23 protein-coding genes and 1 pseudogene are annotated in these 26479 nt (G+C 68.2%); 12 read left to right on the top strand and 12 right to left on the bottom strand.

Translation table 11 applies throughout. The features are described from left to right. The first annotated feature begins 177 nt into the window (after nucleotides 1-177). The gene (locus ACQ3HB_RS04965; protein ID WP_430918299.1) at nucleotides 178-1317 is read left to right on the top strand and encodes a class I SAM-dependent methyltransferase; all 1140 of its coding nucleotides are present in this window, start codon (nucleotides 178-180) and stop codon (nucleotides 1315-1317) included. 203 nt (nucleotides 1318-1520) lie between these two features. Continuing rightward, the gene (locus ACQ3HB_RS04960) at nucleotides 1521-2420 is read left to right on the top strand and encodes a DUF817 domain-containing protein (protein WP_430918298.1); all 900 of its coding nucleotides are present in this window, start codon (nucleotides 1521-1523) and stop codon (nucleotides 2418-2420) included. A gap of 44 nt (nucleotides 2421-2464) precedes the next feature. Here ACQ3HB_RS04960 and ACQ3HB_RS04955 read toward each other — a convergent pair. Beyond that, nucleotides 2465-3169 (bottom strand): annotated as a pseudogene (locus ACQ3HB_RS04955) (NADPH-dependent F420 reductase); the annotation flags it as partial. Nucleotides 3170-3399: 230 nt separating this feature from the next. Here ACQ3HB_RS04955 and clpS point away from each other — a divergent pair. The 3 genes from clpS (at nucleotide 3400) to ACQ3HB_RS04940 (ending at nucleotide 5866) form a co-directional block, all read left to right on the top strand. Continuing rightward, on the top strand, nucleotides 3400-3684 hold the full coding sequence (gene clpS, locus ACQ3HB_RS04950) for an ATP-dependent Clp protease adapter ClpS (RefSeq protein WP_430918296.1): 285 nt from the start codon (nucleotides 3400-3402) through the stop codon (nucleotides 3682-3684). Then, the gene (locus ACQ3HB_RS04945; RefSeq protein ID WP_430918295.1) at nucleotides 3681-4385 is read left to right on the top strand and encodes a DUF2017 family protein; all 705 of its coding nucleotides are present in this window, start codon (nucleotides 3681-3683) and stop codon (nucleotides 4383-4385) included. Before clpS ends, ACQ3HB_RS04945 begins: the two co-directional genes overlap by 4 nt. A gap of 275 nt (nucleotides 4386-4660) precedes the next feature. Then, nucleotides 4661-5866, top strand: a complete 1206-nt coding sequence (locus ACQ3HB_RS04940; RefSeq protein ID WP_430918293.1) for a glycosyltransferase — start codon at nucleotides 4661-4663, stop codon at nucleotides 5864-5866. Nucleotides 5867-6031: 165 nt separating this feature from the next. On the opposite strand, the gene ACQ3HB_RS04935 is transcribed toward ACQ3HB_RS04940, so the two are convergent. Together ACQ3HB_RS04935 and ACQ3HB_RS04930 are read right to left on the bottom strand one after the other, a co-directional pair. Continuing rightward, nucleotides 6032-7003, bottom strand: a complete 972-nt coding sequence (locus ACQ3HB_RS04935) for a siderophore-interacting protein (protein WP_430918291.1) — start codon at nucleotides 7001-7003, stop codon at nucleotides 6032-6034. A gap of 263 nt (nucleotides 7004-7266) precedes the next feature. Next, a complete protein-coding gene (locus ACQ3HB_RS04930) occupies nucleotides 7267-7962 on the bottom strand; it encodes an SDR family oxidoreductase (RefSeq protein ID WP_430918289.1) in 696 nt (231 codons plus the stop codon). Between the two features lie 101 nt (nucleotides 7963-8063). On the opposite strand from ACQ3HB_RS04930, the gene ACQ3HB_RS04925 reads away from it, so the two are divergent. The 5 genes from ACQ3HB_RS04925 (at nucleotide 8064) to ACQ3HB_RS04905 (ending at nucleotide 13386) form a co-directional block, all read left to right on the top strand. Beyond that, nucleotides 8064-8909, top strand: coding sequence for a helix-turn-helix domain-containing protein (locus ACQ3HB_RS04925; protein ID WP_430918287.1), 846 nt, complete (start codon nucleotides 8064-8066; stop codon nucleotides 8907-8909). Nucleotides 8910-9093: 184 nt separating this feature from the next. After that, nucleotides 9094-11232: an ATP-dependent Clp protease ATP-binding subunit gene (locus ACQ3HB_RS04920; RefSeq protein WP_430918286.1), complete on the top strand. Its 2139-nt coding sequence runs from the start codon at nucleotides 9094-9096 to the stop codon at nucleotides 11230-11232. Nucleotides 11233-11425: 193 nt separating this feature from the next. Then, on the top strand, nucleotides 11426-11755 hold the full coding sequence (locus tag ACQ3HB_RS04915; protein WP_430918284.1) for a YciI family protein: 330 nt from the start codon (nucleotides 11426-11428) through the stop codon (nucleotides 11753-11755). Nucleotides 11756-11824: 69 nt separating this feature from the next. Then, nucleotides 11825-12616 (top strand): alpha/beta fold hydrolase, encoded by a 792-nt coding sequence (locus ACQ3HB_RS04910; protein ID WP_430918282.1) that lies wholly within the window; start codon nucleotides 11825-11827, stop codon nucleotides 12614-12616. Between the two features lie 101 nt (nucleotides 12617-12717). Beyond that, nucleotides 12718-13386, top strand: a complete 669-nt coding sequence (locus ACQ3HB_RS04905; RefSeq protein WP_430918280.1) for a DUF1345 domain-containing protein — start codon at nucleotides 12718-12720, stop codon at nucleotides 13384-13386. Between the two features lie 119 nt (nucleotides 13387-13505). Here the strand turns inward: ACQ3HB_RS04905 and ACQ3HB_RS04900 are convergent, their stop codons facing one another. Then, on the bottom strand, nucleotides 13506-14084 hold the full coding sequence (locus ACQ3HB_RS04900; protein WP_430918279.1) for a nitroreductase family protein: 579 nt from the start codon (nucleotides 14082-14084) through the stop codon (nucleotides 13506-13508). A 280-nt stretch (nucleotides 14085-14364) separates the two neighbouring features. Then, nucleotides 14365-16554: an acetate--CoA ligase gene (acs, locus tag ACQ3HB_RS04895; protein WP_430918277.1), complete on the bottom strand. Its 2190-nt coding sequence runs from the start codon at nucleotides 16552-16554 to the stop codon at nucleotides 14365-14367. A 271-nt stretch (nucleotides 16555-16825) separates the two neighbouring features. Here acs and ACQ3HB_RS04890 point away from each other — a divergent pair, with 271 nt between their 5' ends. After that, entirely contained in the window at nucleotides 16826-17770 is a 945-nt protein-coding gene (locus ACQ3HB_RS04890) for a quinone oxidoreductase family protein (RefSeq protein WP_430918276.1), read from the top strand. A gap of 155 nt (nucleotides 17771-17925) precedes the next feature. Here ACQ3HB_RS04890 and ACQ3HB_RS04885 read toward each other — a convergent pair whose 3' ends face one another. From ACQ3HB_RS04885 to ACQ3HB_RS04870, 4 genes are all read right to left on the bottom strand, one after another. Then, nucleotides 17926-19008 (bottom strand): threonine aldolase family protein, encoded by a 1083-nt coding sequence (locus ACQ3HB_RS04885; protein ID WP_430918423.1) that lies wholly within the window; start codon nucleotides 19006-19008, stop codon nucleotides 17926-17928. A 246-nt stretch (nucleotides 19009-19254) separates the two neighbouring features. Further along, complete coding sequence (locus ACQ3HB_RS04880) at nucleotides 19255-19455, bottom strand: hypothetical protein (protein ID WP_430918274.1); 201 nt, start codon at nucleotides 19453-19455, stop codon at nucleotides 19255-19257. 255 nt (nucleotides 19456-19710) lie between these two features. Next, nucleotides 19711-20781: an ABC transporter permease gene (locus ACQ3HB_RS04875; RefSeq protein WP_430918422.1), complete on the bottom strand. Its 1071-nt coding sequence runs from the start codon at nucleotides 20779-20781 to the stop codon at nucleotides 19711-19713. A 104-nt stretch (nucleotides 20782-20885) separates the two neighbouring features. Continuing rightward, nucleotides 20886-21770: an ABC transporter ATP-binding protein gene (locus ACQ3HB_RS04870; protein WP_430918272.1), complete on the bottom strand. Its 885-nt coding sequence runs from the start codon at nucleotides 21768-21770 to the stop codon at nucleotides 20886-20888. Between the two features lie 47 nt (nucleotides 21771-21817). Between ACQ3HB_RS04870 and ACQ3HB_RS04865 the strand changes: the two genes are divergently transcribed. Continuing rightward, nucleotides 21818-22387 (top strand): hypothetical protein, encoded by a 570-nt coding sequence (locus ACQ3HB_RS04865; protein ID WP_430918271.1) that lies wholly within the window; start codon nucleotides 21818-21820, stop codon nucleotides 22385-22387. 136 nt (nucleotides 22388-22523) lie between these two features. On the opposite strand, the gene ACQ3HB_RS04860 is transcribed toward ACQ3HB_RS04865, so the two are convergent. The 3 genes from ACQ3HB_RS04860 to ACQ3HB_RS04850 form a co-directional block, all read right to left on the bottom strand. Beyond that, nucleotides 22524-23528 (bottom strand): aldo/keto reductase family protein, encoded by a 1005-nt coding sequence (locus tag ACQ3HB_RS04860; RefSeq protein ID WP_430918269.1) that lies wholly within the window; start codon nucleotides 23526-23528, stop codon nucleotides 22524-22526. 339 nt (nucleotides 23529-23867) lie between these two features. Then, nucleotides 23868-24854, bottom strand: coding sequence for a response regulator transcription factor (locus tag ACQ3HB_RS04855; protein ID WP_430918267.1), 987 nt, complete (start codon nucleotides 24852-24854; stop codon nucleotides 23868-23870). Then, nucleotides 24851-26446 carry a sensor histidine kinase gene (locus tag ACQ3HB_RS04850; RefSeq protein ID WP_430918265.1) on the bottom strand — a complete coding sequence of 532 codons (1596 nt, stop codon included), beginning with the start codon at nucleotides 26444-26446 and terminating at the stop codon, nucleotides 24851-24853. The genes ACQ3HB_RS04855 and ACQ3HB_RS04850 overlap by 4 nt, the downstream gene beginning before the upstream one ends. Nucleotides 26447-26479 lie beyond the last annotated feature (33 nt).

Raw genomic sequence — 26479 nt, 5'->3', positions numbered from 1 at the left:
GCCCCGGTCGCAGAATTCAGGAGCATCGGCACGATTCAGGATGATGTGGGGCGGCGCGCCGACAGGTCGTCCTGAATGCTGCAGATCGTCCTGAATTCTGCAACCACCAGGCGGAGGGATGGGACGGGTGTCGGCGCCGTGGGGCTGGCGTGCAGCCGCCGCCACTAGCCTGAGAGGATGCCTGCATTCTCTTTCGACGCGCTGCGGCGCTTCCCCGACGTGGAAGCGCCGAACCTGTTCGCCGTCGACGCGAGCGACCGACTCATCCTCGACGAAGCCGCGGAGGCGATCGCCGCCGCACCCGCCGGCACGGTCGTTGTCCTCGGCGACCACTACGGCGCCCTCACACTCGGTGCGGCCGCCCACCACGGAGCCACGGACATCCGTGTGCACCAGGACGGCCTGACCGGTGAACTGGCGCTCGCCGCCAACGCCGACGCGACCGAGCTCACCGCCTCCTACCGTTCCCTCCCGTTCGGCGAGGAATTGCTAACCGGCTCGACGGTCGTCGTGATGCAGCTCCCGCGCGGCCTCGACGAACTCGAGGAGATCGCCGACGGCATCGCCCGCTGGGCGGACCCGCAGGTCCGCGTCTTCGCCGGCGGTCGCATCAAACACCTGACCACGACGATGAACGACGTCCTCGCAACCCGTTTCTCGACCATCCAGCCGAGCCTCGCCCGCCAGAAGTCGCGCGTCATCCGCGCCTCCGGTCCGCTCGCGGTCGGCGCGCCCACGTTCCCGCGCATCGGGAAACACGGCGATGTCGGCCTGATCGTCGCGGCTCACGGCGGCGCGTTCGCGGGCAGCCGCATCGACATCGGCACGCGTGCGCTCCTCGAAGCGCTGCCGAAACTCGCTCCGGACGCGGAGCAGGTCATCGACCTCGGCTGCGGCACCGGTGTGCTCGGCGTCGCACTCGCGAAGGCGCGTCCCGGCGTCCACGTGATCGCGACCGACCAGTCGGCTGCGGCCGTCGACTCGACGCGTGCGACGATCGCCGCGAACGACACCCCGGAACTCGGACTGTCGGAGCGGATGACGGTGGTGCGCGACAACGGTCTCGAATCGCAGCCGGACGAATCGGCTGATCTGATCCTGCTGAACCCGCCGTTCCACATCGGCTCGACGGTGCACACGGGATTGGCCTTGGCGATGTTCGCCGACGCGAAGCGCGTCCTGCGACGCGGCGGCACCCTCGCCGTCGTGTGGAACTCGCACCTCGGATACCGCGCCGCGCTCGAACGACTCGTCGGTCACACCGCGCAGGTGTCGCGCAACGACAAGTTCACGGTCACGACCTCGCGGCGTCGCTGAGCCTCCTCCTCCCTCCGAGTGTCATTCACACAATTCAGGACGATTTTCACAATTCAGGATGATTGACCCGCGTGTCGGGCGAGATCATCCTGAATTGTGCAGATGTTCCTGAATTGTGCACATGGCACTCGGGGAGAGAGGGCAGGGCAACCAGGAGTGGAGCGCCGGGCGGAACACCAGACGCGGGTCCGTATGCTGTGACGATGCGCGACGCCGACGACCACATCCACGAGCTGACGAGCGTCGAACGATGGATCGACGACCGCGCCAACCGGATGCTGCACGACGCGCCCGTCGGCGGCATCCGCGCCAAACTCGTCGAGTTCCTGGTGTTCGGCGCGAAGCAGGCGTGGGCGTGCGTGTTCGGCGCCGCGATGCTCATCGTCATCGTCGCCGCGCGCCTCTGGTACCCGGAGGACGTGTGGCTCGCCCGCAACGACGCCCTCGTCATCGCGGCCATCGTCATCCAGATCGTGATGATCGCCACCAAACTCGAAACCGGTCGCGAGCTGTGGGTGATCGTGCTCTTCCACATCGTCGGCACCGGCATGGAGGTCTTCAAGACAGGTGTCGGGTCGTGGGAGTACGACGGTGGCGGGATCTTCCACATCGGCGCAGTTCCCCTCTACACGGGGTTCATGTACGCGGCCGTCGGTTCATACATGGTGCGCGTCTACCGGCTCTTCGACCTGCGATTCGACCGCTATCCGAAACGATGGATCACGGCGCTGATCGCCATCGGCATCTACGTCAATTTCTTCTCACAGCACTTCATCTTCGACTTCCGCTGGTTCCTGCTCGCGGCCGTCCTGATCGTCTACGCACGCACGATCATGCACTTCCGCGTCTTCCGCGGGACGCATCGGATGCCGATCCTCGTCGCCTTCCTCCTCGTCGCGTTCTTCATCTGGATCGCGGAGAACGTCGGTTCGGGAACCGGTGCGTGGCTCTACCCGAACCAGGTCGACGGTTGGCAGCTGGTCCCGATCACGAAACTCGTCTCGTGGTTCCTGCTCATGATGATCTCGGTCGTCCTGGTCACCTGGGTGTACCCGCCGCGCCCGCTCGAACGGAAGCCCGCCCCCGCGCCCGCTCCTGCCTGAGCGGAGGGGCGGTCGCGAAGGGCGGGCCGGGGAGGCGGTGGCGCCTACTGGTCGCGGTAGCGCTTGGCCGCGGCGACGGCTTCGGTGAGCTCGGGTGCAGTCAAGCGCGCGACGTACCCGGGTGTGTCGCGCTGGATGCGCCATCCCTCGCACAGGGCGCCGATGTCGACCGCGTCGAACCCGATCGCATCGATGAACGCGGCGACCGTCGCCTTGGCGTCGGCGTCGTCTCCCGCGACGATCAGCGCACGCCGGCCGGGGGCGCCTGCAGGCTTCGCGTCCTCCGCGATGTGCGGCGCGGCGATGTGGTTGAACGCCTTCACGACACGGCTCGTGGGCAGTTCGGTCTGGAGGAGCTCGGCGGTCGTCGTCGACTCGTCCTCGAGTGCTTCGATGCGGCCGTCGCGCTGCGGGTAGTAGTTGTTCGTGTCGATGACGAGCTTCCCGGCGAGTGCATCCACGGGCAGCTGGTCGATGTTCTTCAGCGGGATCGTGACGACGACGAGATCGCCGGCCTCCGCGGCCTCGGCGGGCGTCGCGGCGCGAGCATGCTCGCCCAGCTCCGCGACGAGGTCCGCGAGCGTCTCCGGCCCCCGCGAGTTGCTGAGCACCACGTCGTAGCCGATGCCGATCGCCGCCCGAGCGAGCTGGCTGCCGATGTTGCCTGATCCGATGAGTCCGAGAGTAGTCATGTCCGAGGAAACGTCGGGACGGCGGAATTGTTCCCGTGATCGGCCGACGCGCATCGTTCTCGCGGTCTGTTCACATCGCTAGCCGCCCTGAACAACCGGGAGGTTCGTGTTCACAACTCAGGAGCGATGCCGCGTGTCGGACCCTGGCATACGCGTTCCGGACCGGACGCGCCGAGGGGCTCCTGAGTTGTGAACGGGGAAGTCGAGTGGGTCGCGAAGCTGTGTCGTCCACCTGAGTTCGGCAGACGACAGCTGACGCGGAGGACGGATCGTGGGAAGCTTGAGTGATGGCAGAGACACTCGACCACCCGGTCGCCGATCAGCAGGCGCTGCTCCAGCAGCCCTGGATCACGATCGTGTGGAACGACCCCGTGAACCTCATGTCCTACGTGTCGCTCGTGTTCCGCAGCTATTTCGGTTACGACCATGCGGAAGCGGATCGGCTCATGCTCGCCGTGCACAACGAGGGCCGAGCCGTCGTCGCCACGGGCAACCGCGAAGAGATGGAACGGCACGTGGAAGCGATGCACGGCTACGGCCTCTGGGCGACGATCGCGAAGGCCGACGCATGAGCGTGTTCGTGCGCGAATCCGACGGCACCGTCGCGATGGTGCTCGACATCGAGGAGGGCGGGCTCATCGCGCAGCTCGCCGACCAGCTGACCGCGGTCCTGACCGATGCGACGGCGATGGGTGCGACGGACGCGCGCACCGTGGACCCGGCCATCGCACGGCTCCTGCCGGACGGCTACCAGGACGACGACGAGGCCGCCGCGGAGTTCCGGCGGTTCACGAGCGAAGGACTCCTCAGCGGGAAGGTCGCGACGGCGCTCGCCGTGCGCGCCGCGCTGCCCGGATTCGGTGAGGTCGCCGGAGCCGACGGCGTGGACGACGACACCGACGGCGACCTGGACGCCGCATTCGAAGCGATCGTCGGAACCGGGACGGGCGGGGCCGATGGCGCCGGAGCCGACGGATCACGGCCCGCGCAGTTCGACGGGGCCGTGTTCGCGCCCGACGCCGACGAGGAGATCATCGTCCGTCTCGACGACGAGACAGCCTGGACCTGGCTGCGCTTCCTCACGGACGTCCGCCTGACACTCGCCGCACGCCTCGGCATCGAGGACGACGACGAAGACGAGGGGCCGTTCGACGAAGCGGACGACGACGAGGACGAGGAAGCATCCGAGGACACCCCGCTCATGATGGCGGTCTACGGGTGGCTCGGGTATCTGCAGGAGTCGATCGTCATGGCGATCGACGAGCCTGCGTGAGGGACGCACTCGGGGACTCCGCACTTCGACAGGCTCAGTGACCGGGTGGTGGCTCAGCGACCGGGTGGCGGCTCGGCGACCGGGTGGTGGCTCAGTGACCGGGTGATGGCTCGGCGACCTGGTGGCGGTTCGGCGACCGGGTGATGGCTCAGTGACCGCGGACGCCGGTCCCTGAACCTGTCGAAGGGCACGGACTCGACCACTGCACCCGTTCCGCATCGGATGTCCGTCACGTGCAGCATTTCCTCGCCCAACGGCGGATAGCCTTGGTGACCATGCACATCCTCATCTTCAGCGACCAGCATCCGGAGTCGTCGGGTGGGGCGCAGGTCTCGATCCGACTGCAGATGCGGTCGCTCGAGGAGCTCGGCCACACCGTCACCGTGTGCTCGCCGAAGATGCACCAGGCGCACGACGACGACCCACGCTACCTGGACACCCCGTCGATCCCCGTCACGCTCGACCGTGAGTATTCGATGACGGTACCCGGCCGGTTCACGGATCGTTGGCTGGACAAGCGCATCGCCGCACTGCCGCCCGTCGACCTCGTGCACGTGCAGGCGGACTTCTGGCAGGCGCTCATCGCGTACCGCTTCGCCGACCGGCACGGCATCCCGGCCGTCCACACGATGCACAACCGGATGGACGTGGGGATCGAGCAGTCGATGCCGGCGCCCGGGCTCGTCGTCGGCGCGCTCGGCTGGTGGCAGCATCGCGTCCTCACACCGCGGCGGTCGACGCTGCCGGACGGGGTGTGGTCGTACTTGCAGGAGTTCGCGAAGCGCGCCGGGGCGGTCATCGCACCGTCCAGCCACTTCGCCCGCGTCCTCCGCGACGAAGGCGTGGTGACGGAGCCCGACGTCGTGTGGACGGGGGTGGACGACGTCATCGTGGACGAGATCCTCGCCGAACGAGGCCCGGCGCCGAAGCGTGCGCCGAAACGCCCCGTGTTCGTCTGGCTCGGCCGGTTCAGCCACGAGAAGCGGCTCATGGAGTTCCTCGAAGCGGTCCGGCTGTCCGGGGCCGATGCGATCTTCCGCCTGTACGGCGCAGGGCTCCTCCTCGGGAAGGCGCAGGCGTTCGTCGCCCAGCACGACCTCACCGAGCGGGTGGTGTTCGCCGGCCGGGTGCCGTACCGCGACTCGCTCGCGGCGATCGCCGGTGCGGACGCGCTCGTGCAGACGTCCATCGGTTTCGAGACGCAGGGGATGACGGTGTTCGAAGCCGCCGCGCTCGGCACGCCGTCGATCGTGAGCGACCCGGACATCGCCGCGGAACTGCCCGACGGCGTGTACTGGCAGCCGGCGGACGGGTCGGTCGAGGCGCTCGCCGAAACGATCCGCACAGTGACGCGCGACATCGCCGCAGGGAGGTCGAAGTCGTTCCCGCCGACGACGAGCCGGGAGTTCCGACAGAGCCACCAGACGGCCCGCACGATGGCGATCTATGCGCGCGTGCTGGGTCGCGACGTGGAGGAGTAGGCCTTCGACGGGCTCAGGGGCCCGAGTGGTCCGGTCACTGAGCTTGTCGAAGTGTGGCGGGTGGGGCCCTTCGACAGGCTCAGGGACCGGGCACGAAGGCTCAGGGACCGGGCGTGACGGCTCAGGGACCGGGCGTGACGGCTCAGGGACCAGGGGGCCGAAGCGCTAGAGGTTGTCCTCGGACTTGCCGGTGCGCCAGTAGCCCATGAACGCGACGGACTTCCGGTTGACGCCGCACGTGGAGACGAGGTGACGGCGGAGTGTTTTGATGGCCGACGCCTCTCCGGCGAGCCACGCGTACAGCGGCGCCGACGCGAGGACCGGCCCGCCGTGCTCGTCCACGGGCACCTCCCAGAGGAGTTCGCGGTCCACATCGATGTCGGCCAGCTCCGAGGAGGGGTCCGAGCCGTCCTTGGGTCCCGCGAGCGCTTCCGCCCCGCCCTCCGCGAGGATCCGTGCGGCGATGCGGTCGACCTCCGGGATCATGAGCGTGCCGACCGGCTGCTCTCCGCGCGCGAGCACGATGAGTTCGATCCCGGCGGGCTTCGTGCTGAGGATCACGACGTCGTCCTCGTGCGGCACTTCCACCACGGCGATGCCGAGCGCATCGGCCGGCAGCTTCTCGAGGATGCCGGCGATCGCGGGCAGCGCGGTCTCGTCACCGACGAGGAGGACCTGCCCCACCTCGGCCGGAGCGTGCCAGTCGATCCCGCCGGCTGCGTCCGGGCGGGAGGCGTTCGGGACGTTCATCACGAGTTCGTCGCCGATCGATGCGTCGATCGCCCACGTCGACGCGGGGCCGAGTCGGCCGTGGAGGGCGATGTCGATGTCGAACTCGCGATCCTCCCGTCGCACCTCACGGATCGTGTAGGTCCGCATCGTGTTGCGCCGTTCATCGCTCAGCGCTCGCCAGGCCGTGTACCAGTCGTCGGCGAGGGGGAGGTCGTCGAATCCGCCGACCGCCGTCGGGAAGATGAGCTTTACCCGTTGGTCGTAGCGGTTGTCGGCGATGCGTTCGACCTCCGGTCCGGTGAAGGTGAACCGGCGGTACGTCGGGCTGAGCTGCTCGATGCGGCGGACGATCGTCGACACCAGAATGAACGGCGCGTCGGGGGATTGGGCGGAGAGGCGAGACATCGAGGTAAGCCTACCCTCACTTCTGGGGCCCGCCCAGGGTTGCCCGACAGTTGACGGTTGCGCAGCATCTGCTGTCCGTTGGGCACCATCCAATTCGGCGATCACCGGCACCGGGTGGCGGAAGACCGCGGCTCGGTGCCGGACCGGAGCAGGACCGGAACCAGGACCGGAGTCGAGACCCGAGCCGAGACTCGAGCCGCAGCCGCAGCCGCAGCCGGGTCCGGAGCGCCGGCCCCGACCGCAGCCCGACCTACCAGCCCGAACTACCAGCCCAGGACGCCGTCCCGGTTCTGCAGCGTCCCCGTGGGGCCGTCCGTGCCGATGGAGGCGAGGCGGACGATCGCATCGGTGCCCTCCTGAACGGTCTGCGTTCCGCTGTTGCCGTTGAAGTCGGTCGCCGTGTAGCCGGGGTCGACGGCGTTGATCCGGATGTCGGGAAGTGCTTTCGAGTACTGGACGGTGAGCATCGTCACGGCCGATTTCGACGATCCGTAGACGATCGTGGCGAACTGGCCCTCGATGATGTCGGGGTTCGTCACGGAGGCGAAGGAGCCGAGGCCGCTCGTCACGTTGACGATGACGGGGTGCTCCGATGCTCGCAACAGCGGGAGGAATGCGTGGGTGACGCGGACGATCCCGAAGACGTTCGTCTCGTAGACCTCGCGCAGGTCGTCCGCGGTCACGTCCTCCGGCTCGGATTGACGACCGACGATGCCCGCGTTGTTGATGAGCACGTCGAGGCGCCCTTCACGCTCACGGATCGTTGCGGCGGCGGCTTCGACCGACGCGTCGTCGGTCACATCGATCGGGACGAACGTGGCGCCGAGGGCGTCGGCGGCGTTCTGGCCGCGCTCCGGATCGCGGGCGCCGAGGTAGACGGTGTGGCCGGCTTCGATGAGACGGCGGGCGGTTTCGTGTCCGAGGCCTTTGTTGGCCCCGGTGATGAAGGTGATGGTCATGAGTCGAGCCTGCGCCTCATCGGCGGAACTGCCAAGGTACCGCTCGACGGTGGGACCACCGATACCACCCGGATTCGCCGCAGGAAGCGCAGACTGGGTGCATGACGGAGAATCGATCAGCACTCGCGGATGCGTTGCGCGCGTGGAGGGACCGCGTCACGCCGGCGGCGGCGGGGATGCCGGCGGGCGGCGAACGTCGCGTGCCGGGGCTGCGGCGTGAGGAGTTGGCGGCGCTCGCCGGGCTGTCGGTCGACTACGTCGTGCGGCTCGAGCAGGGCCGCGCGGTGAATCCCTCACCGCAGGTCATCGCATCGATCGCCCGCGCCCTGCGTCTGACGACCGACGAGCGTGACATCCTGTACCGCCTCGCCGGCGCCGTCGAACCGCCTTCCGGCCTCGTCTCGCGCCACGTTCCGCCCGGCATCCAGCGCATGACCGACCGTCTCGTCGACACGCCGGTCGCCGTCTACACGGCGTCGTGGGACATCATCCAGTGGAACACGATGTGGGCCGCCCTCCTCGGCGACCCCTCCGCCTTGAGCCACCGCGACCGCAATCTGCTGTGGCGGCACTTCACGGGGGATCGGACGCGCGTGCTGCAGGACGCCAAGGACATCGAAGCGTTCGAACGCGAGACGGTCGCGGAGCTCCGCGTGGCGCACGGACGGTACCCGGATGACCCGGAGCTCGCCTCGCTCGTCGAGGACTTGAGTGAGCAGAGTCCGGAGTTCCGGGCGCTGTGGGATCGATTCGAGGTCGCCCCGCGCATCTCGCAGCGCAAGACGGTGAAGCATCCGCTCGTCGGGCAGATCGTGTTGGACTGCGATGTGCTGACTGCGGCCGGGAGCGATCTGCGGGTGATCGTGTACACGGCCGAGCCCGGATCGACCGATGCGGGGAAGATCGATCTGTTGCGGGTGACCGGGATGCAGGAACTCGTCGTCTGACGTTCGGGGCGCTGCTGTACGCCATCCGTCGGCTCTGGCGGCAATCGCGGCAAGCTGCTAAACTTGAGTCAGTAAGACTCAACTTTGGAGTGTGTGTGCACGGCTGAGCCGTCTCGGGGAGACCGGGCCCGTCGTTCGCCGCACTCCCCGTTCCGAGGGGGAACAACAGATGCCATCAGGCCAGATGCCCGAACAGCAAGAGGAGCAGAAGAGCGCGCTCGAGCAGTACGGCGTGAATCTGACCGACATCGCCGCGTCCGGAAAACTCGACCCGGTGATCGGTCGTGACGCCGAGATCCGACGCGTGAGCCAGGTGCTCACCCGCCGCACCAAGAACAACCCCGTCCTCATCGGCGAGCCCGGCGTCGGCAAGACGGCCGTCGTCGAAGGACTCGCCCAGCGCATCGTCGCAGGAGACGTCGCCGAGAGCCTCAAGGGCAAGCAGCTCGTCTCGCTCGACATGTCGGCCCTCGTTGCCGGCGCGATGTACCGGGGCCAGTTCGAGGAGCGGCTGAAGGCCGTCCTCAAGGAGATCAACGAGGCCGACGGCCAGATCATCACCTTCATCGACGAGCTCCACGTCCTCATGGGCGCGGGTGGCGGAGAAGGCTCCGTCGCTGCCGCGAACATGCTGAAGCCCATGCTCGCACGAGGCGAACTCCGCCTCATCGGTGCGACCACACTCAACGAGTACCGCGAATTCATCGAGAAGGACGCCGCCATGGAGCGCCGCTTCCAGCAGGTGTTCGTCGGTGAGCCGAGCGTCGAGGACACCATCGCGATCCTCCGCGGGCTCAAGGAACGCTACGAAGCACACCACAAGGTCTCGATCGCCGACAACGCGCTCGTCGCCGCGGCATCGCTCTCCAACCGCTACATCACGGCCCGTCAGCTGCCGGACAAGGCGATCGACCTCATCGACGAAGCCGCGAGCCGCCTCCGCATGGAGATCGACTCCGCGCCCGTCGAGATCGACGAACTCCGTCGCAGCGTCGACCGCCTGAAGCTCGAAGAACTCGCGCTCAAGAAGGAGAAGGACGACGCCTCGAAAGAGCGCCTCGAACGGCTCCGCGCCGACCTCAAACAGCGCCAGGCCGACCTCAAGGTCCTCCAAGAGCGCTGGGAACGCGAGCGTGCGAGCCTCAACCGCGTCGGCGACCTGAAGAAGCAGATCGACGCAGCCCGCAGCCGGGCCGAGCGCGCCCAGCGTGAAGGAAAGCTGGAGCAGGCCTCCAAGCTCCTCTACGCCGACATCCCACAGCTCGAACGCGAACTCGCCGCTGCCGAATCCGCTGAGGAAGAGGTCGACGGCGAACCCCGCATGGTCAACGACCAGGTGACCGCCGACGACATCGCCAACGTCATTGCCGCGTGGACCGGGATCCCCGTGGGGCGTCTGCTCCAGGGCGAGACCGAGAAGCTGCTGCACCTTGAGAGCGAACTCGGCCGCCGCATCATCGGCCAGAAACGTGCCGTGACCGCCGTGTCCGATGCCGTTCGTCGCACCCGCGCCGGCATCTCCGACCCCGACCGCCCGACCGGATCGTTCATGTTCCTCGGACCGACGGGCGTCGGCAAGACGGAACTCGCGAAAGCCCTCGCCGAGTTCCTGTTCGACGACGAGAAGGCGATGGTCCGCATCGACATGTCCGAGTACGGGGAGAAGCACTCCGTCTCGAGGCTCGTCGGCGCCCCTCCCGGCTACGTCGGCTACGAGCAGGGCGGGCAGCTCACCGAGGCCGTGCGTCGTCGTCCGTACTCGGTCGTGCTCCTCGACGAGGTCGAGAAAGCGCACCCCGAGGTGTTCGACATCCTCCTGCAGGTGCTCGACGACGGCCGACTGACCGACGGACAGGGACGCACGGTCGACTTCCGCAACGTCATCCTCGTGCTCACCTCGAACCTCGGTTCGCAGTACCTCGTCGACCCGACGCTCAGCCCGGAGCAGAAGGAGGAGGCGGTGCAGCAACTCGTGCGGCAGGCGTTCAAGCCGGAGTTCATCAACCGGCTCGACGACATCGTCGTGTTCTCCGCCCTCACCGAGGACGAGTTGGGACAGATCGTCGAACTCGACATCGACCGCCTCCAGGGTCGTCTGGGCGACCGCCGCCTGACGCTCGCCGTCACCCCCGATGCGCGCGCTTGGCTCGCGGAACGCGGTTACGACCCCATCTACGGTGCTCGGCCGCTCCGTCGGCTCATGCAGCGGGAGATCGATGATCGCCTCGCCCGGGCGATCCTCGACGGCACCATCCGCGACGGCGACACCGTCAACGTGGAGCTCGCGCCCTCCGGTGACGGTCTCGTGGTCGTCGCCGCGTAGCGCCGCCCCTGTCTCGCCGCTCCTCCCCTCCGCCCGCTTCGAGCCGCTGAGGTGAGGCTTCCGGTTGTTTCCGAAGCCCCGAAACAACCGGAAGCCTCACCTCGGCAGTCTCCACAGGGATTCGTGGCGCCCGGAGGTTCCGTCCGTCGGCCGCTGAGGCTAGGTTGGGACGCAGCCGACGGAGGTGACCACGATGCGCTTCATGCTCTTCATCTGCCACGACGACGCCTTCATCCGCCCCGCCCAGATCCAACACGAGATCCAGAGCTGGATCGATGAGATGGACGCGCGGGGCATCCGCCTCTTCGGCACCGAACTCGAACCGGACCGTTCCGCCCTCACCATCACGACCGTCGATGAAGAGCTCGTCGCGATGCGCGGCTCCTTCACGGACACACGAACGCAGATCATCGGGTACGAGGTCGTCGAAGCGGTCGACGAGGCCGAGGCGATCGAGATCGCCGCGCAGCATCCGATGTCCACGTGGGGCACGATCGAGATCCGGGCGTTCGTCGGTGAGTGAGGCGTTGGACTTGCGGCCGGCCTCAACGTCAAGCGCACCGTCGCACCGCCCAGTGAGAGGAACCCCCAGATGAGCGAGACCACGACCTCCGCGGACGGCACCCGCATCGCCTACGACCGGCACGGCGACGGCACCGGACCGGCCGTCATCTTCGTGGGCGGAGCGATGCAGTTCCGCGGCTTCGATCCGCAGACCGTCGCGATGGCGGGACTCCTCGCATCGCACGGCTTCACCGTCATCAACTACGACCGTCGCGGGCGTGGCGAGACCGAGGGCGCGACGTCCTTCACGCTCGCCGACGAACTCGACGACATCGCCGCCCTCATCCAGGCCGCGGGCGGCGAAGCGGCGTTGTTCGGCAGTTCGTCCGGCGGCGCCATCAGCCTCGCGGCCGCCGCAGCAGGCCTCCCGATCACGAAGCTCGCGCTCTGGGAAGTCCCGCTGCCGGAAGAGAACGGCACGAGCGGCGCAGAGGACCTCGACGGGCTGCGGGAACGCATCGCGGGCGACGACGATGACGCGGTCATCGAGTACTTCATGAAGGACATGCCCTCCGAATGGCTCGACGGCGCACGCCACAGCCCCGGTTGGCCGGTCATGGTGTCGATGGGGCCGAGCCTCGCGATCGATTCCGAGGCGCTCGCCGCATCGCAGGCCGGACCGCGTGCGGAGTTGTGGGGCGGGATCACGCAGCCGACCATCGCGATCGTCGGTTCCGAGACCGTGCCGATCATGCCACCCGCGGCCGACGCGATCGTCGAGGCGTTGCCGAACGCGACGCGGGTCACCGTGCAGGGCGCGAACCACAGCTGGGAGCAGGCCGCGATGGTGCAGGCGCTCGCCCGGTTCCTCGCCGACTGAGTGTGCGTGGGCGTCTCCTCGGCTCGTGCACGGAAGCCGGTCAGCGCGTGGATGGGTGAGGCGACACCGACGGCCGGGAGCCGCGGCAGTAGCATCGAGCCGTGAGCGCACCCATCGACGTACCCCTCCGCAGCAGAGCGGTCCTGCGATTCGTCGTGATGGCGGTGATCGGTGCGGCGGTCGGCATCGGTGTCGGCATCGGCACCTCGTCGCTCCCTGCGAGCTGGGCCGATGGGATCCTCGCGGGCTGGGCGGCGGCATCGCTCGCCTACATCGTCACGGTGTGGGTGCGCGTCTGGCGGATGGATGCGGAGCAGACGCGCGATCACGCGACGCAGGAGGATCCAGGGCGGGCCGTCACGGAAGTCCTGATCCTCTTCGCGAGCATCGGCAGTCTCATCGCGGTGGGGGTCGTCATCGTCCAGGCGAGCGTCGCGAAGGGCTTCGACCAGTTCCTCTTCGCCGGGTTCGCGGTCCTCAGCGTCGCCCTGTCGTGGACGCTCATCCACACGCTCTACACCCTGCGGTACGCGCGGATGTACTTCGCGGGCCCGGTCGGCGGCATCGACTTCAACCAGGACGAGCCGCCGCAGTACACCGACTTCGCCTATCTGGCGTTCGACCTCGGGATGACGTACCAGGTGTCGGACACGACGCTGCGGTCGACTGGATTCCGCCGCGAGGTCCTCAAACACACGCTCCTGTCGTACGTCTTCGGGGCGGTCATCCTCGCGTCGGTCATCAACCTCGTCGCCGGTCTGTCCGTCTGACCGGTCGCCCGGACGCACCCACGAAACAGCCCGCGAGGGGTCACATACGGCTGGTTCGGACCGGATCCGATGAGCCATATGCGACGCCTCGCGGGCTGAGAGGCGGTGCTGGTTGGCGACTACTCCTGGACGAGGACGATGTCGGACAGCGGGAAGCGCGTGCGGGGAGCGACTTCGCGCTCACGCAGGACCTCGTTGAGGCTCTCCGGGTCGCCGAGCTCGCCGAGTGCGGTCACCGTGATCGGCTGCAGGGCGGCGGGCAGCTGGAAGGCGTCGCGGATGCCGTCGGGCAGGAAGCCGGCCATCTGGTGGGCGAACAGGCCGTCGTGGTGCGCCTGGACGCTGAGGTGGGCGACTGCCTGGCCGGCGTCGTAGGAAGCCCATGGACGCGGGTTGCCCTCTTCGTCAGCGGTCTCGACGATCGTCACGATGAGCGCGCCGGCGGCACCGGCCCACGCCTGGTTGAAGCCGACGAGGTTGGCGACGATCGTGTCGAAGGTCTCGGTGCCCTTCGTGCCGACGATGAAGCGCCACGGCTGGGTGTTGTTCGCGCTCGGCGACCAGCGGGCGGCCTCGAGTGCCGAAGCGAGCTTACGGGCGTCGAGCGGGGCGTCGGAGAAGGCGCGGGGGCTCCAGCGGTCGGCGAGGACGTCGAGGATCGGCGAGTCGGTTTCAGCGGTGCGGGTTGCGGTGGGCATTGCTCTCCAAATTTCGAGGGGTGGTGTTCTGGTCGTCGCCGTTGACGTTCCATGCAACCGCATATGTTTGATCGCTATTCCCAGGATGTCGATCTGTTTCGTCGTCGCCTTCCCGTCACCCTTCACAACTCCTTCGATTCGGACCTGTTCTCCGGAACATCCGCGGAATTCCGCGGGAGGGTGTTCGGGTGATGTCCGGATTGAAGGAGTTGTGCTCGCCGGGGTGGCCCTTCGACGGGCTCAGGGACCCGTGGCGGGCTCAGGGACCGGGCAGCCGGCCTCAGCCGCGCGCAGCGACAGCAGCCGCGCTCGCGGCACGGCTCGACGCGACGATCGATGCGATGCGATGCGGCGCGGCCTCGTCCTGCAGTGACGTCGTGTCGCCGAGGACACGGCCGTCCACGATGTCGCCGAGCAGCCGTCGCATGATCTTCCCGGAGCGGGTCTTCGGCAGATCGGGGACGACGAAGACGTCGCGGGGCTTCGCGATCGGTCCGATCTCGTTCGCGACGTGGGCCCGGAGCGCCTCACGGAGTTCCACGGTGCGTTCCAGCCAGTACGCGTCGTCGTCGGTCTCCGGTCCGTTGGACCTGGACGCCGGGATCACGAACGCGGCGATCGCCTGCCCGGTGATCGGATCGTCCACACCCACCACACCGGCCTCGCCGACGTGCGGGTGGGTGACGAGCGAGGACTCGACCTCGATCGTCGACAGCCGGTGACCGGACACGTTGATGACGTCGTCGACCCGGCCGAGGACCCAGATATCGCCGTCCTCGTCCCACTTCGCGCCATCGCCGGAGAAGAAGTAGCCCTGCCGCCAATACTTGGCCCAGTACGAGTCGCGGTAGCGTTCCGGGTTACCCCACACCGTGCGGGCGAGGGACGGGCCGAAGCGGCTGACGACGAGGTACCCGCCCGAGCCGTACGGAACGGTCTCGCCGTCCTCATCGACCACGATCGCTTCGAGCCCCGGCAGTGCGCGGCTGCCCGATCCCGGCTTGATGGTCGTGGCGCCAGGCAACGGTGCGATGACGGCCGATCCCGTCTCCGATTGCCACCAGGTGTCGATCACTGGGGTCTCGCCGCGACCCAGGTGGTCGCGGAACCACATCCACGCCTCGGGATTGATCGCCTCACCGACGGTGCCGAGGAGGCGGATGCTGGACAGGTCGTACTCGGCGGGCGGGCCGTCGGGGAACCACGTCATGAGCGTGCGGATGAGGGTCGGGGCCGTGTAGTAGACGGTGACGCCGTAGCGTTCGATGATCTCGAAGTGGCGCGCCTGGTGCGGCGTGTTCGGCGTGCCCTCGTAGATGACCTGTGTGAGGCCGTTGGAGAGCGGGCCGTAGATCTCGTAGGTGTGCGCGGTGACCCAGGCGAGGTCGGCGGTGCACCAGTGGACGTCGTCGTCCTTCGCGTCGAAGATCGCCCAGTGCGTCCACGACGCCTGCGTCAGGTAGCCGCCGGCCGTGTGCACGAGGCCCTTGGGCTTCCCGGTGGTGCCGCTCGTGTAGATGATGAAGAGCGGTGTCTCCGCGTCGAAGGATTCGGCTTCATGGACGTCTTCGGCGATGCCGACCGTGTCGTGCCACCACACGTCGCGGCCCTCGGTCCACGGCACGTTCGGCGTCTCATCGCCCGTGCGTGCGACGACGAGGACGTGTTCGATCGACGGGACGCCCGCGACTGCGGCATCGGCATTCTGCTTGACCGGGACGGCGGTGCCGCGGCGGTACTGGCCGTCCGTCGTGATGAGGAGCTTCGCTTCGGTGTCCTCGACGCGGAAACGCAGCGCTTCGGCCGAGAAGCCGCCGAAGACGAGCGAGTGGATGGCGCCGATGCGGGCCACGGCGAGCGTCGCGATCACCGTTTCCGGGATGACGGGCAGGTAGATGACGACCCGGTCGCCCTTGCCGATGCCGAGGGCGGTGAGCGCGTTTGCGGCTTTCGCGACCTCCCGCTGCAGTTCGGCGTACGTGATCGATCGTCGGTCGCCAGGCTCTCCCTCGAAGTGGAGCGCGACCTTGTCGCCCCGGCCGGCGTCGACGTGGCGGTCCACGCAGTTCACGGCGACGTTGAGGGTGCCGCCCGCGAACCAGGTCGCTGCGGGGATGGTGAGTTCGGGTTCTGGCGTGGGTTCGCCGCTCGTGTTCCGGGCTGCCGTGCTCACCGCGTCGGGTGTGTGATCGGCGGCCGTGCTGCCGTCGACCGGTCGTGCGGGTTCCCACGTGTGGGCCGTGTGCCAGGGAGTCGTCCAGTCGAGCCGGTGTGCCTGCTCTTCCCAGAAGGCGACCGGATCGGCGGCTGCGCGCGCCCATTCATCCGGGCCGACGTTCGCTGTGGCCGCGATGTCCGCGGGTGCCGGGTAGCTGCGGGTCTCGTCGAGCAGGTTCGCGATCGTTGCCGTCGCGTTCGTGCGGTTCGCGGTGCCGGGCGCGCCGGACGTCGGTCCATCAGTGGGGGGCATGGTCCAACGCTACGGCCCCTGCTGACGCCTCGCCACTCACCGGTCATGCAGCGTCATCCGCCCGTGCAATGCCCGCCCCCACTCGCCGAGGTGAGGCTTCCGGTTGTTCCGGGGGCCGAAAAACGACCGGAAGCCTCACCTCGGCGTCAGGACGGTCAGGGGACGGACACAGTTCGTCATGCCGGAATAGGGTTGGGCGAGGGACGTTGCTGTTGACGTCACCGGCGCGAGATGCAGAGCGCGAACGCCACCACGCAACGAAAGGAACACCATGGCCACGGTCGTCCAGTACTCGGAGTTCGGTTCACCTGACGTCCTGCAGGTGGTGGAGGTCCCCACGCCTACAGCTCCTGCAGAAGGACTCGTCGTCGAGGTCCGCGCAGCAGGCGTGAACCCGATCGACTGGAAGCTCCGGAAGGGCATCCGCCCGAGCGATGCGATCACCGAACCGCGACGACTGGGCAGCGATGCCGCTGGCGTCGTCACCGAGGTCGGATCCGATGTCGACGGCTGGGCCGTCGGCGACGAGGTCGTCATCCGCAACGGGTCCGGAACGTATGCGAGCCACGTCGTCGTGACCCCGCAGCAGATCACCCGGAAGCCCTCGTCCCTGGACTTCCTGCAGGCGGCAGCCATCGGCGTCCCCGTCGGCACCGCCTATCAGGCGCTCCGCTCACTCGGTGTCCAGGCCGGTGAAACGCTCCTCATCCACGGAGGGTCCGGAGCTGTCGGCCAGGCGGCGATCCAGTTCGCCAGCGACTGGGACGTCAACGTGGTCGCCACGGGCGGCGAAAGCAGCCAGGAACGACTCGCCGAGCTCGGCGCCGTCCCCGTGGTCTATGGGCCAGGACTTGCCGATCGCATCCGCGCCGTCGCACCGCAGGGCATCGATCGCGTCCTCGACGCCGCCGGAACGGACGAAGCGCTCGAAGCGTCCTTCGAACTCGTTGAGGACCGCAGCCGCATCGGCACGATCGTCGTCGGCGCACGCGCTGCAGAGCTCGGCATCCGAGCATGGTCCGGCGGCAACCCGATCCCGCTGACCGAGGAGGAGCAGCAGCTCCGAGCCGATTCGATCGACGTCGTCGCCGAACTCGCAGCGCAAGGCAGGTTCGAGTTCCAGCTCGGCACCGTCTACCCGCTCGCGCAGGCAGCCGAGGCGCACCGCGAGAGCGAGAGCGGGCACCCGCAGGGCAAGATCGTCCTCGTCCCGTAGGCGCGCTGCCGGCCGGCGCGTTCCGATGCGTGTTCGCCGATGCGCCCACATGCCGAACATCCTGAACACGAAGGCTCCGGGGCCGGGGCGCCGGGAGCAGGAGGCTCAGCGAGGGTCGGCGGCGACACCTCTGCGCTTCGGATGTCCGTCGACGTCTAGCGCTGCAGCTCCGTGCGGATCGCGTCGACGAACGCGTCGATGTCGGCCTCAGTCGTGTCGAACGAGCACATCCAGCGGACCTCGCCGGTGGCGGCATCCCAATCGTAGAAGCGGAAGTGCTCCCGCACCCGATCCGCGACCCCCGCGGGCAGGATGCCGAAGACCGCGTTGGCCTGGGTCGGCTGGCTGAACCCGAGACCGGGCGCTTCACCCGAGGCGACGAGCGCGTCGAGCGAGGAGCGCAGGCGCGCCGCCATCGCATTCGCGTGGGACGCCGAACGGAGCCAGAGGCCGCCGCCGTCCGCATCCGGCTCGAGGAGCGCGATGAGCTGCGCGGAACCGAACCGCATCTTCGACGCAAGCTGCATGTTGAGCTTGCGGAGGTAGGTGAGGCCGACCGATGCTTCCGGGTCGAGCACCACGACGGCCTCGCCGAACAGGAGGCCGTTCTTCGTGCCGCCGAAGGAGAGGACGTCGACACCGACGTCGGTCGTGAACGCACGGAACGGCAGACCGAGGGCGGCAGCCGCATTGGAGAGTCGCGCGCCGTCGAGGTGCAACTTCATGCCGTGCCCGTGGGCGTGATCGGCGATCGCACGGATCTCGTCTGGCGTGTACACGGTGCCGAGTTCCGTCGACTGCGTGATCGACACCACGAGCGGCTGCGCCCGGTGCTCGTCGCCCCAACCCCACGCCTCCTTGTCGATGAGCTCCGGCGTGAGCTTGCCGTCCGGGCTCTCGACGGTCAGCAGTTTGATACCGCCGACGCGCTCCGGGGCACCGCCCTCGTCGACGTTGATGTGCGCGGTCGATGCGGCGATCACGGCGCCCCAGCGCGGCAGCATCGACTGCAGGCCGACGACGTTCGCACCCGTCCCGTTGAACACGGGGAACACCTGAGCGCCTTCGCCGAAGTGGGAGGCGAACACCTCGTGCAGGTGCTCGGTGTAGACGTCGCCACCGTACGCGACCTGGTGGCCGTCGTTGGCTGCGGCGATCGCCTGAAGGATCTCGGGGTGCACCCCGGCGTAGTTGTCGGAGGCGAAACCGCGGATGCTGGGGTCGTGGAGGGGTTCGATCACCCTCCCATCCTCTCCCATCCGGGCTGCAGCTTCCTTGCGTTCGCGCGCGGCATCGTGCGTGGATGGCCGACCGACGCTCGGCCGGCCCGCTCCTCCCGGCCCGTCGCCCGCCCCGCGCTGCCGGCCCGTCGCAGGAGCGTGTGTTCACAACTCAGGAGCGTCCCGGCGTGTCGGGCCGAGACGCCTCGGATTCGCGCCGACACGCCGAACGTCTCCTGAGTTGTGAACGGAGGCGTCTGCGGGTCAGTCGGATTCGTCGGCATCCAATCGGTCATCGGCATCGGCGGGGATCTCGATGTGGAGCGGCCCGTCCGCGTAGATGTCGTGATCCGGGTCTCCGGCGAGGGGCGCCGGCGCCGGGAGCTCGTGCTCCGCGTCGAGGAACTGCTTCGCCTCGAAGGCCCCCGGGTTGAAGACCTCGTCGATGCCGCCCATGCCGCTCATGCAGTTCCTCCTGATGGATTCGAATCGATGCCAACGCTACGACGGAGCCGGACCGGAGCCGCAGGGGTTGCCAGCGGGCTCCGATCCGAGCTAGTCGATGCGTGTGCCGCGTCCGGCAGTCCACCGGATCACGTCCGGCAGTCCACCGGATCACGACCGGCACAGCACCGGATCACGACCGGCAGTCCACCGGACCGCGACCGGCCGAGCACCGGGTCGCGTCCGGTACACAGCACCGGGTCGGCTGCGTATACCTCAGCCGCGCAGCGCCTCGCCGAGCTTCACGCGGCCGCCCATCCGCAGCAGCGAGTTCTCGTAGATGCGCGAGGCGAACACGATGACGAGGGCCGTCGTGACGAGGAGGATCGCGAGTGACAGCAATGGCTCCCACCACTGCGCCGTGCCGAGGAACATCCGCACGGGCATCCCGACGGGCGCGGAGAACGGCACGTACGACATGATCGTCATCGCGACAGGGTTGTCGTTCAGGAAGATGACCGCGAAGTACGGGATCATCACGAGCATCGTCACCGGTGTCGTCGTGGAGCCGATGTCCTCCTGGCGGGAGACCATCGACGCGGTCGCGGCGAAGAGCGACGCGAGCAGGACGAATCCGATGATGAAGAAGAACACGAACCAGACGACGGGCGCGCCGAGTCCAGCGAGCAGCGCACTCTGGCCCGTGACCGTCAAGCCGATCACCGCGAGGGCCGCGATCACCGCCGTCTGCGCGAACGCGAGGATGCTGTTCCCCACCACCTTGCCGGCGAGGAGCGCACGGACCGGGATCGTCGACATCAGGATCTCGACCACACGCGTCGACTTCTCCTCGACGACGCTCTGTGCGATCGTCGATCCGAAGGTCGTCGCGGAGACGAAGAACACGAGCCCGAACGCGATCGACACGAAGTAGCCGATGAGCGAGTCCTGGCCCTTCTCCGGGTTCAGGAGGGTGACCTGCGGCGTGGCGCTGAAACGCAGGATGATCGAGTTGGAGACCTCTGTGTCGCCGATCACCTGGATGCCGGTGACGTTGGAATCGTCCGACGGCGCGATCGCGGCATCGACGGTCCCCTTGGCCACGAGCTTCTCCGCCTCGGCGACCGTGCCGACCTCGGTGATGTCGAGCCCCGCGCGATCCGTGATCGAGCTGGAAGCGGATCCGACGACGGCGACCTTCGTGTCGGTCGTCGACTTGGCAGCGAACCCGCCGACCACGATGCTCGCGAGCACGATCAATAGCAGGATGCCTGTGGAGATGAGGAACGTCTTGCTGCGGAGTCGCATGCGCACCTCGCGGTCGGCCACGAGCCAGACGCTCTGCAGGAAGCTGGGCGGCGCGGGGCGAGTGCGGTCGGTGCGGTCGGTGCGGCCGGGGCCGGTGGTGCGGCCGGGGCCGTTGGCGCCGGGCTGGGTCGTGGTTGGCGTGCTCACTGGATGACCTCCTTGAAGATCTGGGCGAGGGTGGGGCGCTGCGGGGAGAAGCTCGCGACGTCGCCGCGGGTGAGAGCCTCGCGGAGGACGGTCTGCGCGACCGCTTCGGACTCGGCGTCGAAGAGGGCGTAGCCGCCGTCGAAATCGACCACCTCGACCCCGGCGATGCCGCGCAACCAGCCGGCATCGGCCGATCCGAGGAGTTCGTAGCGGTTGCCGCTGTGCTCGGCACGGAGCTGTTCACGCGGACCGGTCGCCCGGATCTGCCCACCGGCGATGATGACGAGGTCGTCGCAGAGGCGCTCGACGATGTCGAGCTGGTGGCTGGAGAAGAGGACGGGGCAGCCGCGGGCGGCGCGCTCGTTGAGCACGCCGACGACGACGTCGACCGCCATCGGGTCGAGGCCGGAGAACGGTTCGTCGAGGACGAGGACCTCCGGGTCGTGGACGAGTGCCGCAGCGATCTGCGCGCGCTGCTGATTGCCGAGCGACAGGCTCTCGAGGGTGTCGCCGCCGCGCTCGCCGAGGCCGAGCCGTTCGAGGAGCTCCTCCGCATTGCGCTTCGCGGCCGGGGCGGTGAAACCGTGCAGGCGGGCGAGGTAGACGATCTGCTCCTCGACCTTCATCTTCGGGTACAACCCGCGTTCCTCCGGCATGTAGCCGAATCGTCGGCGGTCCTCGGGCGTGAGCGGCGCGCCATCGAGCGTGACCGTCCCGGCGGCCGGCGAGAGGACGCCGAGGATGATGCGCATGGTCGTGGTCTTGCCGGCGCCGTTGCCGCCGACGAATCCCGTCATCCGGCCCGGAGCGACCGTGAAGTTGACGTCGTCGAGCACCTTGCGGCTCCCGTACGACTTGTCGATGTGGCTCAGTTCGAGCATCGTTCGCCTCCTGTGGCGTTGGTGCGTCCTGTGTCGGTGGTGCTGCAGTGGTGCTGGTGCTGATGCTGGCGGTGGTGCTGGTGCTGGTGCTGGTGCTGGCGGTGGTGCTGCCCGAGCTGGTGCTTTTGCTGCTGGTGCTGGTGGTGCCGGTGGTGCCGGTGGTGCTGCTGCTGCTGCTGCCAGTGGTGGTGCCGGTGCGACGTGACGCGTCCAACGCTACTGTCGCGGCCTCGTCCCCGACATCCGTCGTGTGGCGGGTCTTCGTCGGGTCGCGCTCGCTCGATCATCGGCCATTCGGCCAGTCTTCCGCGCCGTGCGCGTGCGCATCTCCGTCGTCCGGGGGAGGCGCTCCGCCGATCGGTGATGTTCACAACTCAGGCGAGGGGTGTTCACAACTCAGGACGGCTGCGGCGTGTCGTGGTGGGAACGCGTATGCCGCGGCCCGACACGCCGGAACGCTCCTGAGTTGTGAACCAACAAGGCAGGGGCGGGCGGATGGGAGACAGGCCGGCACGACGATGAACGGCCCGCCTGAGCAGATGCTCGGGCGGGCCGTTCGGATGCGGTTCGAAGCGACGTGCGGTTCGAGGCGACGTGCCGGTTCGAGGACGCAGTGATGCGGTGCCGCAGGATGACGCCTGGTGATGACACCGGATCAGGCGCTCACGCCGGCCGGTACGTCGGACGCTGACACCGGGCGCTGACGCCGGGTGCCTACGTCGGACGCTGACGCCGGGCGCCTGCGCCGGCCGCTTACGCCGGGCGCGTGTCCGGGGAGACCGTCTTGGCCGGGTCGGTCTCGGCGACGGAGCCCACGGCATCGTTGATCCGCTTGATGACGCCCTCGTCGAGTTTCACACCGGAGGCGGCGACGTTCGAGGTGACCTGCTCGGGACGCGACGCCCCGACGATCGCACCGGCCACGTTGTCGTTGTGGAGGACCCAGGCGAGGGCGAGCTGCGCCATCGTGAGATTCAGCTCGTCGGCGATCGGCGCCAGGTCCTGCACGGCGGTGAGGACTTCGTCGCGCATGAAGCCCTTGATCGTGTTCTCGCCGCCCTTCTTGTCCGTCGCGCGGCTGCCCGCGGGCAGTTCCGCTCCCGGCTTGTACTTGCCGCTGAGGACACCCTGGGCCACGGGCGACCAGACGATCTGCGAGATGCCGAGCTCGCGCGACGCGGGAACGACCTCGTCCTCGATGACGCGCCACAGCATCGAGTACTGCGGCTGGTTCGAGATGAGCTGGAAGCCCAGGTCCTTGGCGAGCGCGTGGCCAGCGCGGAGCTGTTCCGCATTCCACTCGCTCACGCCGATGTAGAGTGCCTTGCCTGAGCGGACGACGTCGGCGAACGCCTGCATCGTCTCTTCGAGCGGCGTCTCCACGTCGTACCGGTGCGCCTGGTAGAGGTCGACGTAGTCGGTGCCGAGGCGCTCGAGCGAGCCGTTGATCGACTCCATGATGTGCTTGCGCGAGAGGCCGGTGTCGTTGTGGCCCTTCGGGCCGGTGGGCCAGTAGACCTTCGTGACGATCTCGATGCCGGCGCGACGCTCGCTCTTCAGCGCGTCGCCGAGCACCTGCTCTGCTGCCGTGTTCGCGTAGGCGTCCGCGGTGTCGAATGTGGTGATGCCGGCTTCGAGCGCCGCGCGGACGCTCGCCGTGGCGACGTCGTTCTCCACCTGCGATGCGTGGGTGAGCCAGTTGCCGAAGATGATCTCAGAGATCTTGAATCCGCTGTTGCCGAGGTATCGAAATTCCATGGGGCCAACGCTACTCTCGTGCGTCGCGCCCGCCGCCCCTCCGACGCACCGTCTGTCGGTCCCTCCCCGCAATCGGCCCGTCCCGACCACGCCGTCCTGCTTTCACAATTCAGGAACTTCTGCACAATTCAGGAGGATCTGGCTGGGACACGCCGTCAACGGTCCTGAATTCTGCAACGGGGTGTTCGGAATTCCGGAACTCTTGGGCGGGAAAGCGCTTGGTTGCACTGGAAAGCGCTTCCGTCGTCACTCCAGTCACAGCTTTTCCGGAATTGTGAAAGGACCAGGGACCAGGGACCAAGGACCAGGGACCGGGGACCAGGGACCAGGGACCAGGGGCTACGGGCGCGGCGCCGCGATGTTCTGCTCGTAGGCGAAGATGACGGCCTGGATCCGATCTCGCAACGAGAGCTTCTGCAGCACCTTCGACACGTGCGACTTCACCGTCGCCTCACCGACATACAGCTTCGCCGCGATCTCCGCATTCGACATGCCCAGTGCGACGTGTTGCAGGACTTCACGCTCGCGCTCGGTGAGCGAGTCGAGCGCAGCGGATGCGGCGGGGCCCGCGGACGAAGGGAGATGCGAGCCGGTGTACGACAGGCCTGTGGATGTGGACGACGGGATGCCAGAACGGGCCGACACGGGAGTGCCGGATCCGGTGGGGGAGAGGGCGGCGGACCCGGCTGACGCAGGGTGGCCGGGGGTGGAAGGCGGGATCCCGGAACCGGGCGATGCGGGAAGGCCTGATGCGGGAAGGCCGGATGCGGGAAGGCCTGATGAGGTGGACGGAACGGCGGAGCCGGCGGATGCGGGATGACCCGAGGCGGACGAGGGGTCGGCCGAGGTGAAGGGGGCGGCGGAATGTCGGGCGGCGCCCGCCCTACGACCGCGACTCGCGAAGCCCTCGATGACCCGACGGGTGACGGCCGGCGAGAGCAACGCATCACCTTCGGCGACGACGCGAACCGCGGCGATGAGGTCCTCCGGCGACGAGTTCTTGAGCAGGAACCCGCTCGCACCGGCGGCCAGCGCGTCGTACAGGTATTCGTCGCGATCGAAGGTCGTGAGGATGAGCACGGCTGCGGTGAGCGTTGGATCGGCGACGATCCGCCTGGTCGCTTCGAGACCGTCCATGCCGGGCATCTGCACGTCCATGCACACGACGTCGGGCGCGAGCGCAGCCGTCTGGGCGATTGCCTCGGCGCCCGTGGACGCCTCTCCGATGATCTCGATGTCGGGTTGCACGCCGAGGATGATCCGGAATCCCGCGCGGAGGAGTTCCTGGTCGTCGACGAGGAGGACGCGGATCGGCTGGTCGCTCACGGGGTCGTCTCCTGGGTCATCGATTGCGCAGGTGCGGCGGCGTTCTCCGGTGTCGGTATCGGTGTGCCGCCTCGTGCGGAGTGCGCCGCTTCGGCGCCGGCTTCGGCACTCGCTCCGTCGCCTCCCTCAGAGCCAGCTTCGGTACTCACTCCGGCACGATCTTCGGTGCCCGCACCGCGATCACCTCCGAACCCTGCACCGCCGTCGAAGGGGATGTAGGCCCGCACGAGGAAGCCGCCGCGGGTGCGAGGGCGGGCGATGAGTGCGCCGCCCGACGCCTCGACGCGTTCGCGCATCCCGATGAGCCCCAGGCCGCCCGCGCGGGCGATCGACGGGACGTTGCCTGCGTTCGCGACCTCGAGCTCGACACCTCCGTCGAGGTACCGCAGCCGAACTTCCGCGGTGGCGGCCGGCCCGCCGTACTTGCGCGCGTTCGTGAGCGCCTCTTGCGTGATCCGGTACAGGTTGAGGCTGATCACGGCGGGAATCGCAGCAGGGGTGCCGATGACTTCGTACCGGGTGGGGAGTCCGCTCGCCGTCGATCCATCGGTCAGATCCGCGAGGTGTCGAACACCCAACGTCGATGCGCCGGAGTCTTCACCGGTGTCGTCCGTGTGGGCGCGGAGCGTGCCGAGCATCTTGTGCAGTTCGTCGATCGCGGAGCGCGCGCCCGTCTCCACGCTCGTGAGCGCTGACCGGGCGGCCGCGGGATCCACGTCCAGAACGGTCCGCGCGGCCCCGGCCTGCACCCCCATGACCGACACGTGGTGAGCGACGACGTCGTGGAGTTCGCGAGCGATGCGGAGCCGCTCGAGCGCAACAGCCTGCCGCGCCGTCCGCTCCCGTTCCGCACTCAGTTCGCGCGTGCGCAGTTCGAGCGCTGCCCGTTCCCGCGCGGCGGCGTAGGAGCGCTCGCCGAAGTAGTACGCCGCACCGAAGTAGAGCAGGTTCAAGAGGATCTGCACGAGCATGAATGCCACGTACGGCGAGAACGCTCCAGCGCGCGACAGGCCCGGGAGGGAGTCCGGATTCGTCGTCTCGACGAACATCGAGGAGAGCAGCCAGACGAACATGCCGATGATGATGACGGAGCGGACGATGAAGGCGAGCTGACGATTCGCGACCCACGCTCCCACCGAGTAGATCGCGAGGAAGAGCGCGATGTTGCCGAAGAGCCCCTCCGTGACGGGCAGCGATCCGCCCACGATGAACGCTGTGGAGATGATGAGGGCCGAGACGTTCGGAGCGCGTCGTCGCCAGGCGAGCGGGGTGATGATGACGAGCGCCCAGATGACGCCCATCCACATCGGGGCTGCATGACGGAAGATCCCGGTGACCGAGTAGAGGCCCAGGCTGACGAGCATCCCGACGAGGAGGGCAGCGGCGAGGATCGCGTCGCGCCGGAAGTCGTCACGGGTCGGGCGGGGGCGGTGCCAGTCCGGCGCGAAGGGGTCCGCTCCCGGTGTGGCCGATGCGGCCTGCCCGGCCGATGCGGCCTGCCCGGCCGATGCGGCCTGCTCGGCACGTGCGGATGGCCCGGCCGATGCGGATGGCGCAGCCGTCACACCATCGGGATCGGTGCTCGTGGTCATGCGCACCACCGTATCGCGAGGGTTCGGACGAGG

The sequence above is a fragment of the Plantibacter lichenum genome (genome assembly GCF_050587525.1).
Classification (GTDB): domain Bacteria; phylum Actinomycetota; class Actinomycetes; order Actinomycetales; family Microbacteriaceae; genus Plantibacter.
This window is presented reverse-complemented; position numbering and strand designations above follow the sequence as displayed.

What these genes read in the sequence shown, in the direction of transcription:
- ACQ3HB_RS04965 (WP_430918299.1), top strand. Translation starts at nt 178, where the DNA reads ATGCCTGCATTCTCTTTCGACGCGCTGCGGCGCTTCCCCGACGTGGAA.
- ACQ3HB_RS04960 (WP_430918298.1), top strand. Translation starts at nt 1,521, where the DNA reads ATGCGCGACGCCGACGACCACATCCACGAGCTGACGAGCGTCGAACGA.
- clpS (WP_430918296.1), top strand. Translation starts at nt 3,400, where the DNA reads ATGGCAGAGACACTCGACCACCCGGTCGCCGATCAGCAGGCGCTGCTC.
- ACQ3HB_RS04945 (WP_430918295.1), top strand. Translation starts at nt 3,681, where the DNA reads ATGAGCGTGTTCGTGCGCGAATCCGACGGCACCGTCGCGATGGTGCTC.
- ACQ3HB_RS04940 (WP_430918293.1), top strand. Translation starts at nt 4,661, where the DNA reads ATGCACATCCTCATCTTCAGCGACCAGCATCCGGAGTCGTCGGGTGGG.
- ACQ3HB_RS04935 (WP_430918291.1), bottom strand. Translation starts at nt 7,003, where the DNA reads ATGTCTCGCCTCTCCGCCCAATCCCCCGACGCGCCGTTCATTCTGGTG.
- ACQ3HB_RS04930 (WP_430918289.1), bottom strand. Translation starts at nt 7,962, where the DNA reads ATGACCATCACCTTCATCACCGGGGCCAACAAAGGCCTCGGACACGAA.
- ACQ3HB_RS04925 (WP_430918287.1), top strand. Translation starts at nt 8,064, where the DNA reads ATGACGGAGAATCGATCAGCACTCGCGGATGCGTTGCGCGCGTGGAGG.
- ACQ3HB_RS04920 (WP_430918286.1), top strand. Translation starts at nt 9,094, where the DNA reads ATGCCCGAACAGCAAGAGGAGCAGAAGAGCGCGCTCGAGCAGTACGGC.
- ACQ3HB_RS04915 (WP_430918284.1), top strand. Translation starts at nt 11,426, where the DNA reads ATGCGCTTCATGCTCTTCATCTGCCACGACGACGCCTTCATCCGCCCC.
- ACQ3HB_RS04910 (WP_430918282.1), top strand. Translation starts at nt 11,825, where the DNA reads ATGAGCGAGACCACGACCTCCGCGGACGGCACCCGCATCGCCTACGAC.
- ACQ3HB_RS04900 (WP_430918279.1), bottom strand. Translation starts at nt 14,084, where the DNA reads ATGCCCACCGCAACCCGCACCGCTGAAACCGACTCGCCGATCCTCGAC.
- acs (WP_430918277.1), bottom strand. Translation starts at nt 16,554, where the DNA reads ATGCCCCCCACTGATGGACCGACGTCCGGCGCGCCCGGCACCGCGAAC.
- ACQ3HB_RS04890 (WP_430918276.1), top strand. Translation starts at nt 16,826, where the DNA reads ATGGCCACGGTCGTCCAGTACTCGGAGTTCGGTTCACCTGACGTCCTG.
- ACQ3HB_RS04880 (WP_430918274.1), bottom strand. Translation starts at nt 19,455, where the DNA reads ATGAGCGGCATGGGCGGCATCGACGAGGTCTTCAACCCGGGGGCCTTC.
- ACQ3HB_RS04870 (WP_430918272.1), bottom strand. Translation starts at nt 21,770, where the DNA reads ATGCTCGAACTGAGCCACATCGACAAGTCGTACGGGAGCCGCAAGGTG.
- ACQ3HB_RS04860 (WP_430918269.1), bottom strand. Translation starts at nt 23,528, where the DNA reads ATGGAATTTCGATACCTCGGCAACAGCGGATTCAAGATCTCTGAGATC.
- ACQ3HB_RS04850 (WP_430918265.1), bottom strand. Translation starts at nt 26,446, where the DNA reads ATGACCACGAGCACCGATCCCGATGGTGTGACGGCTGCGCCATCCGCA.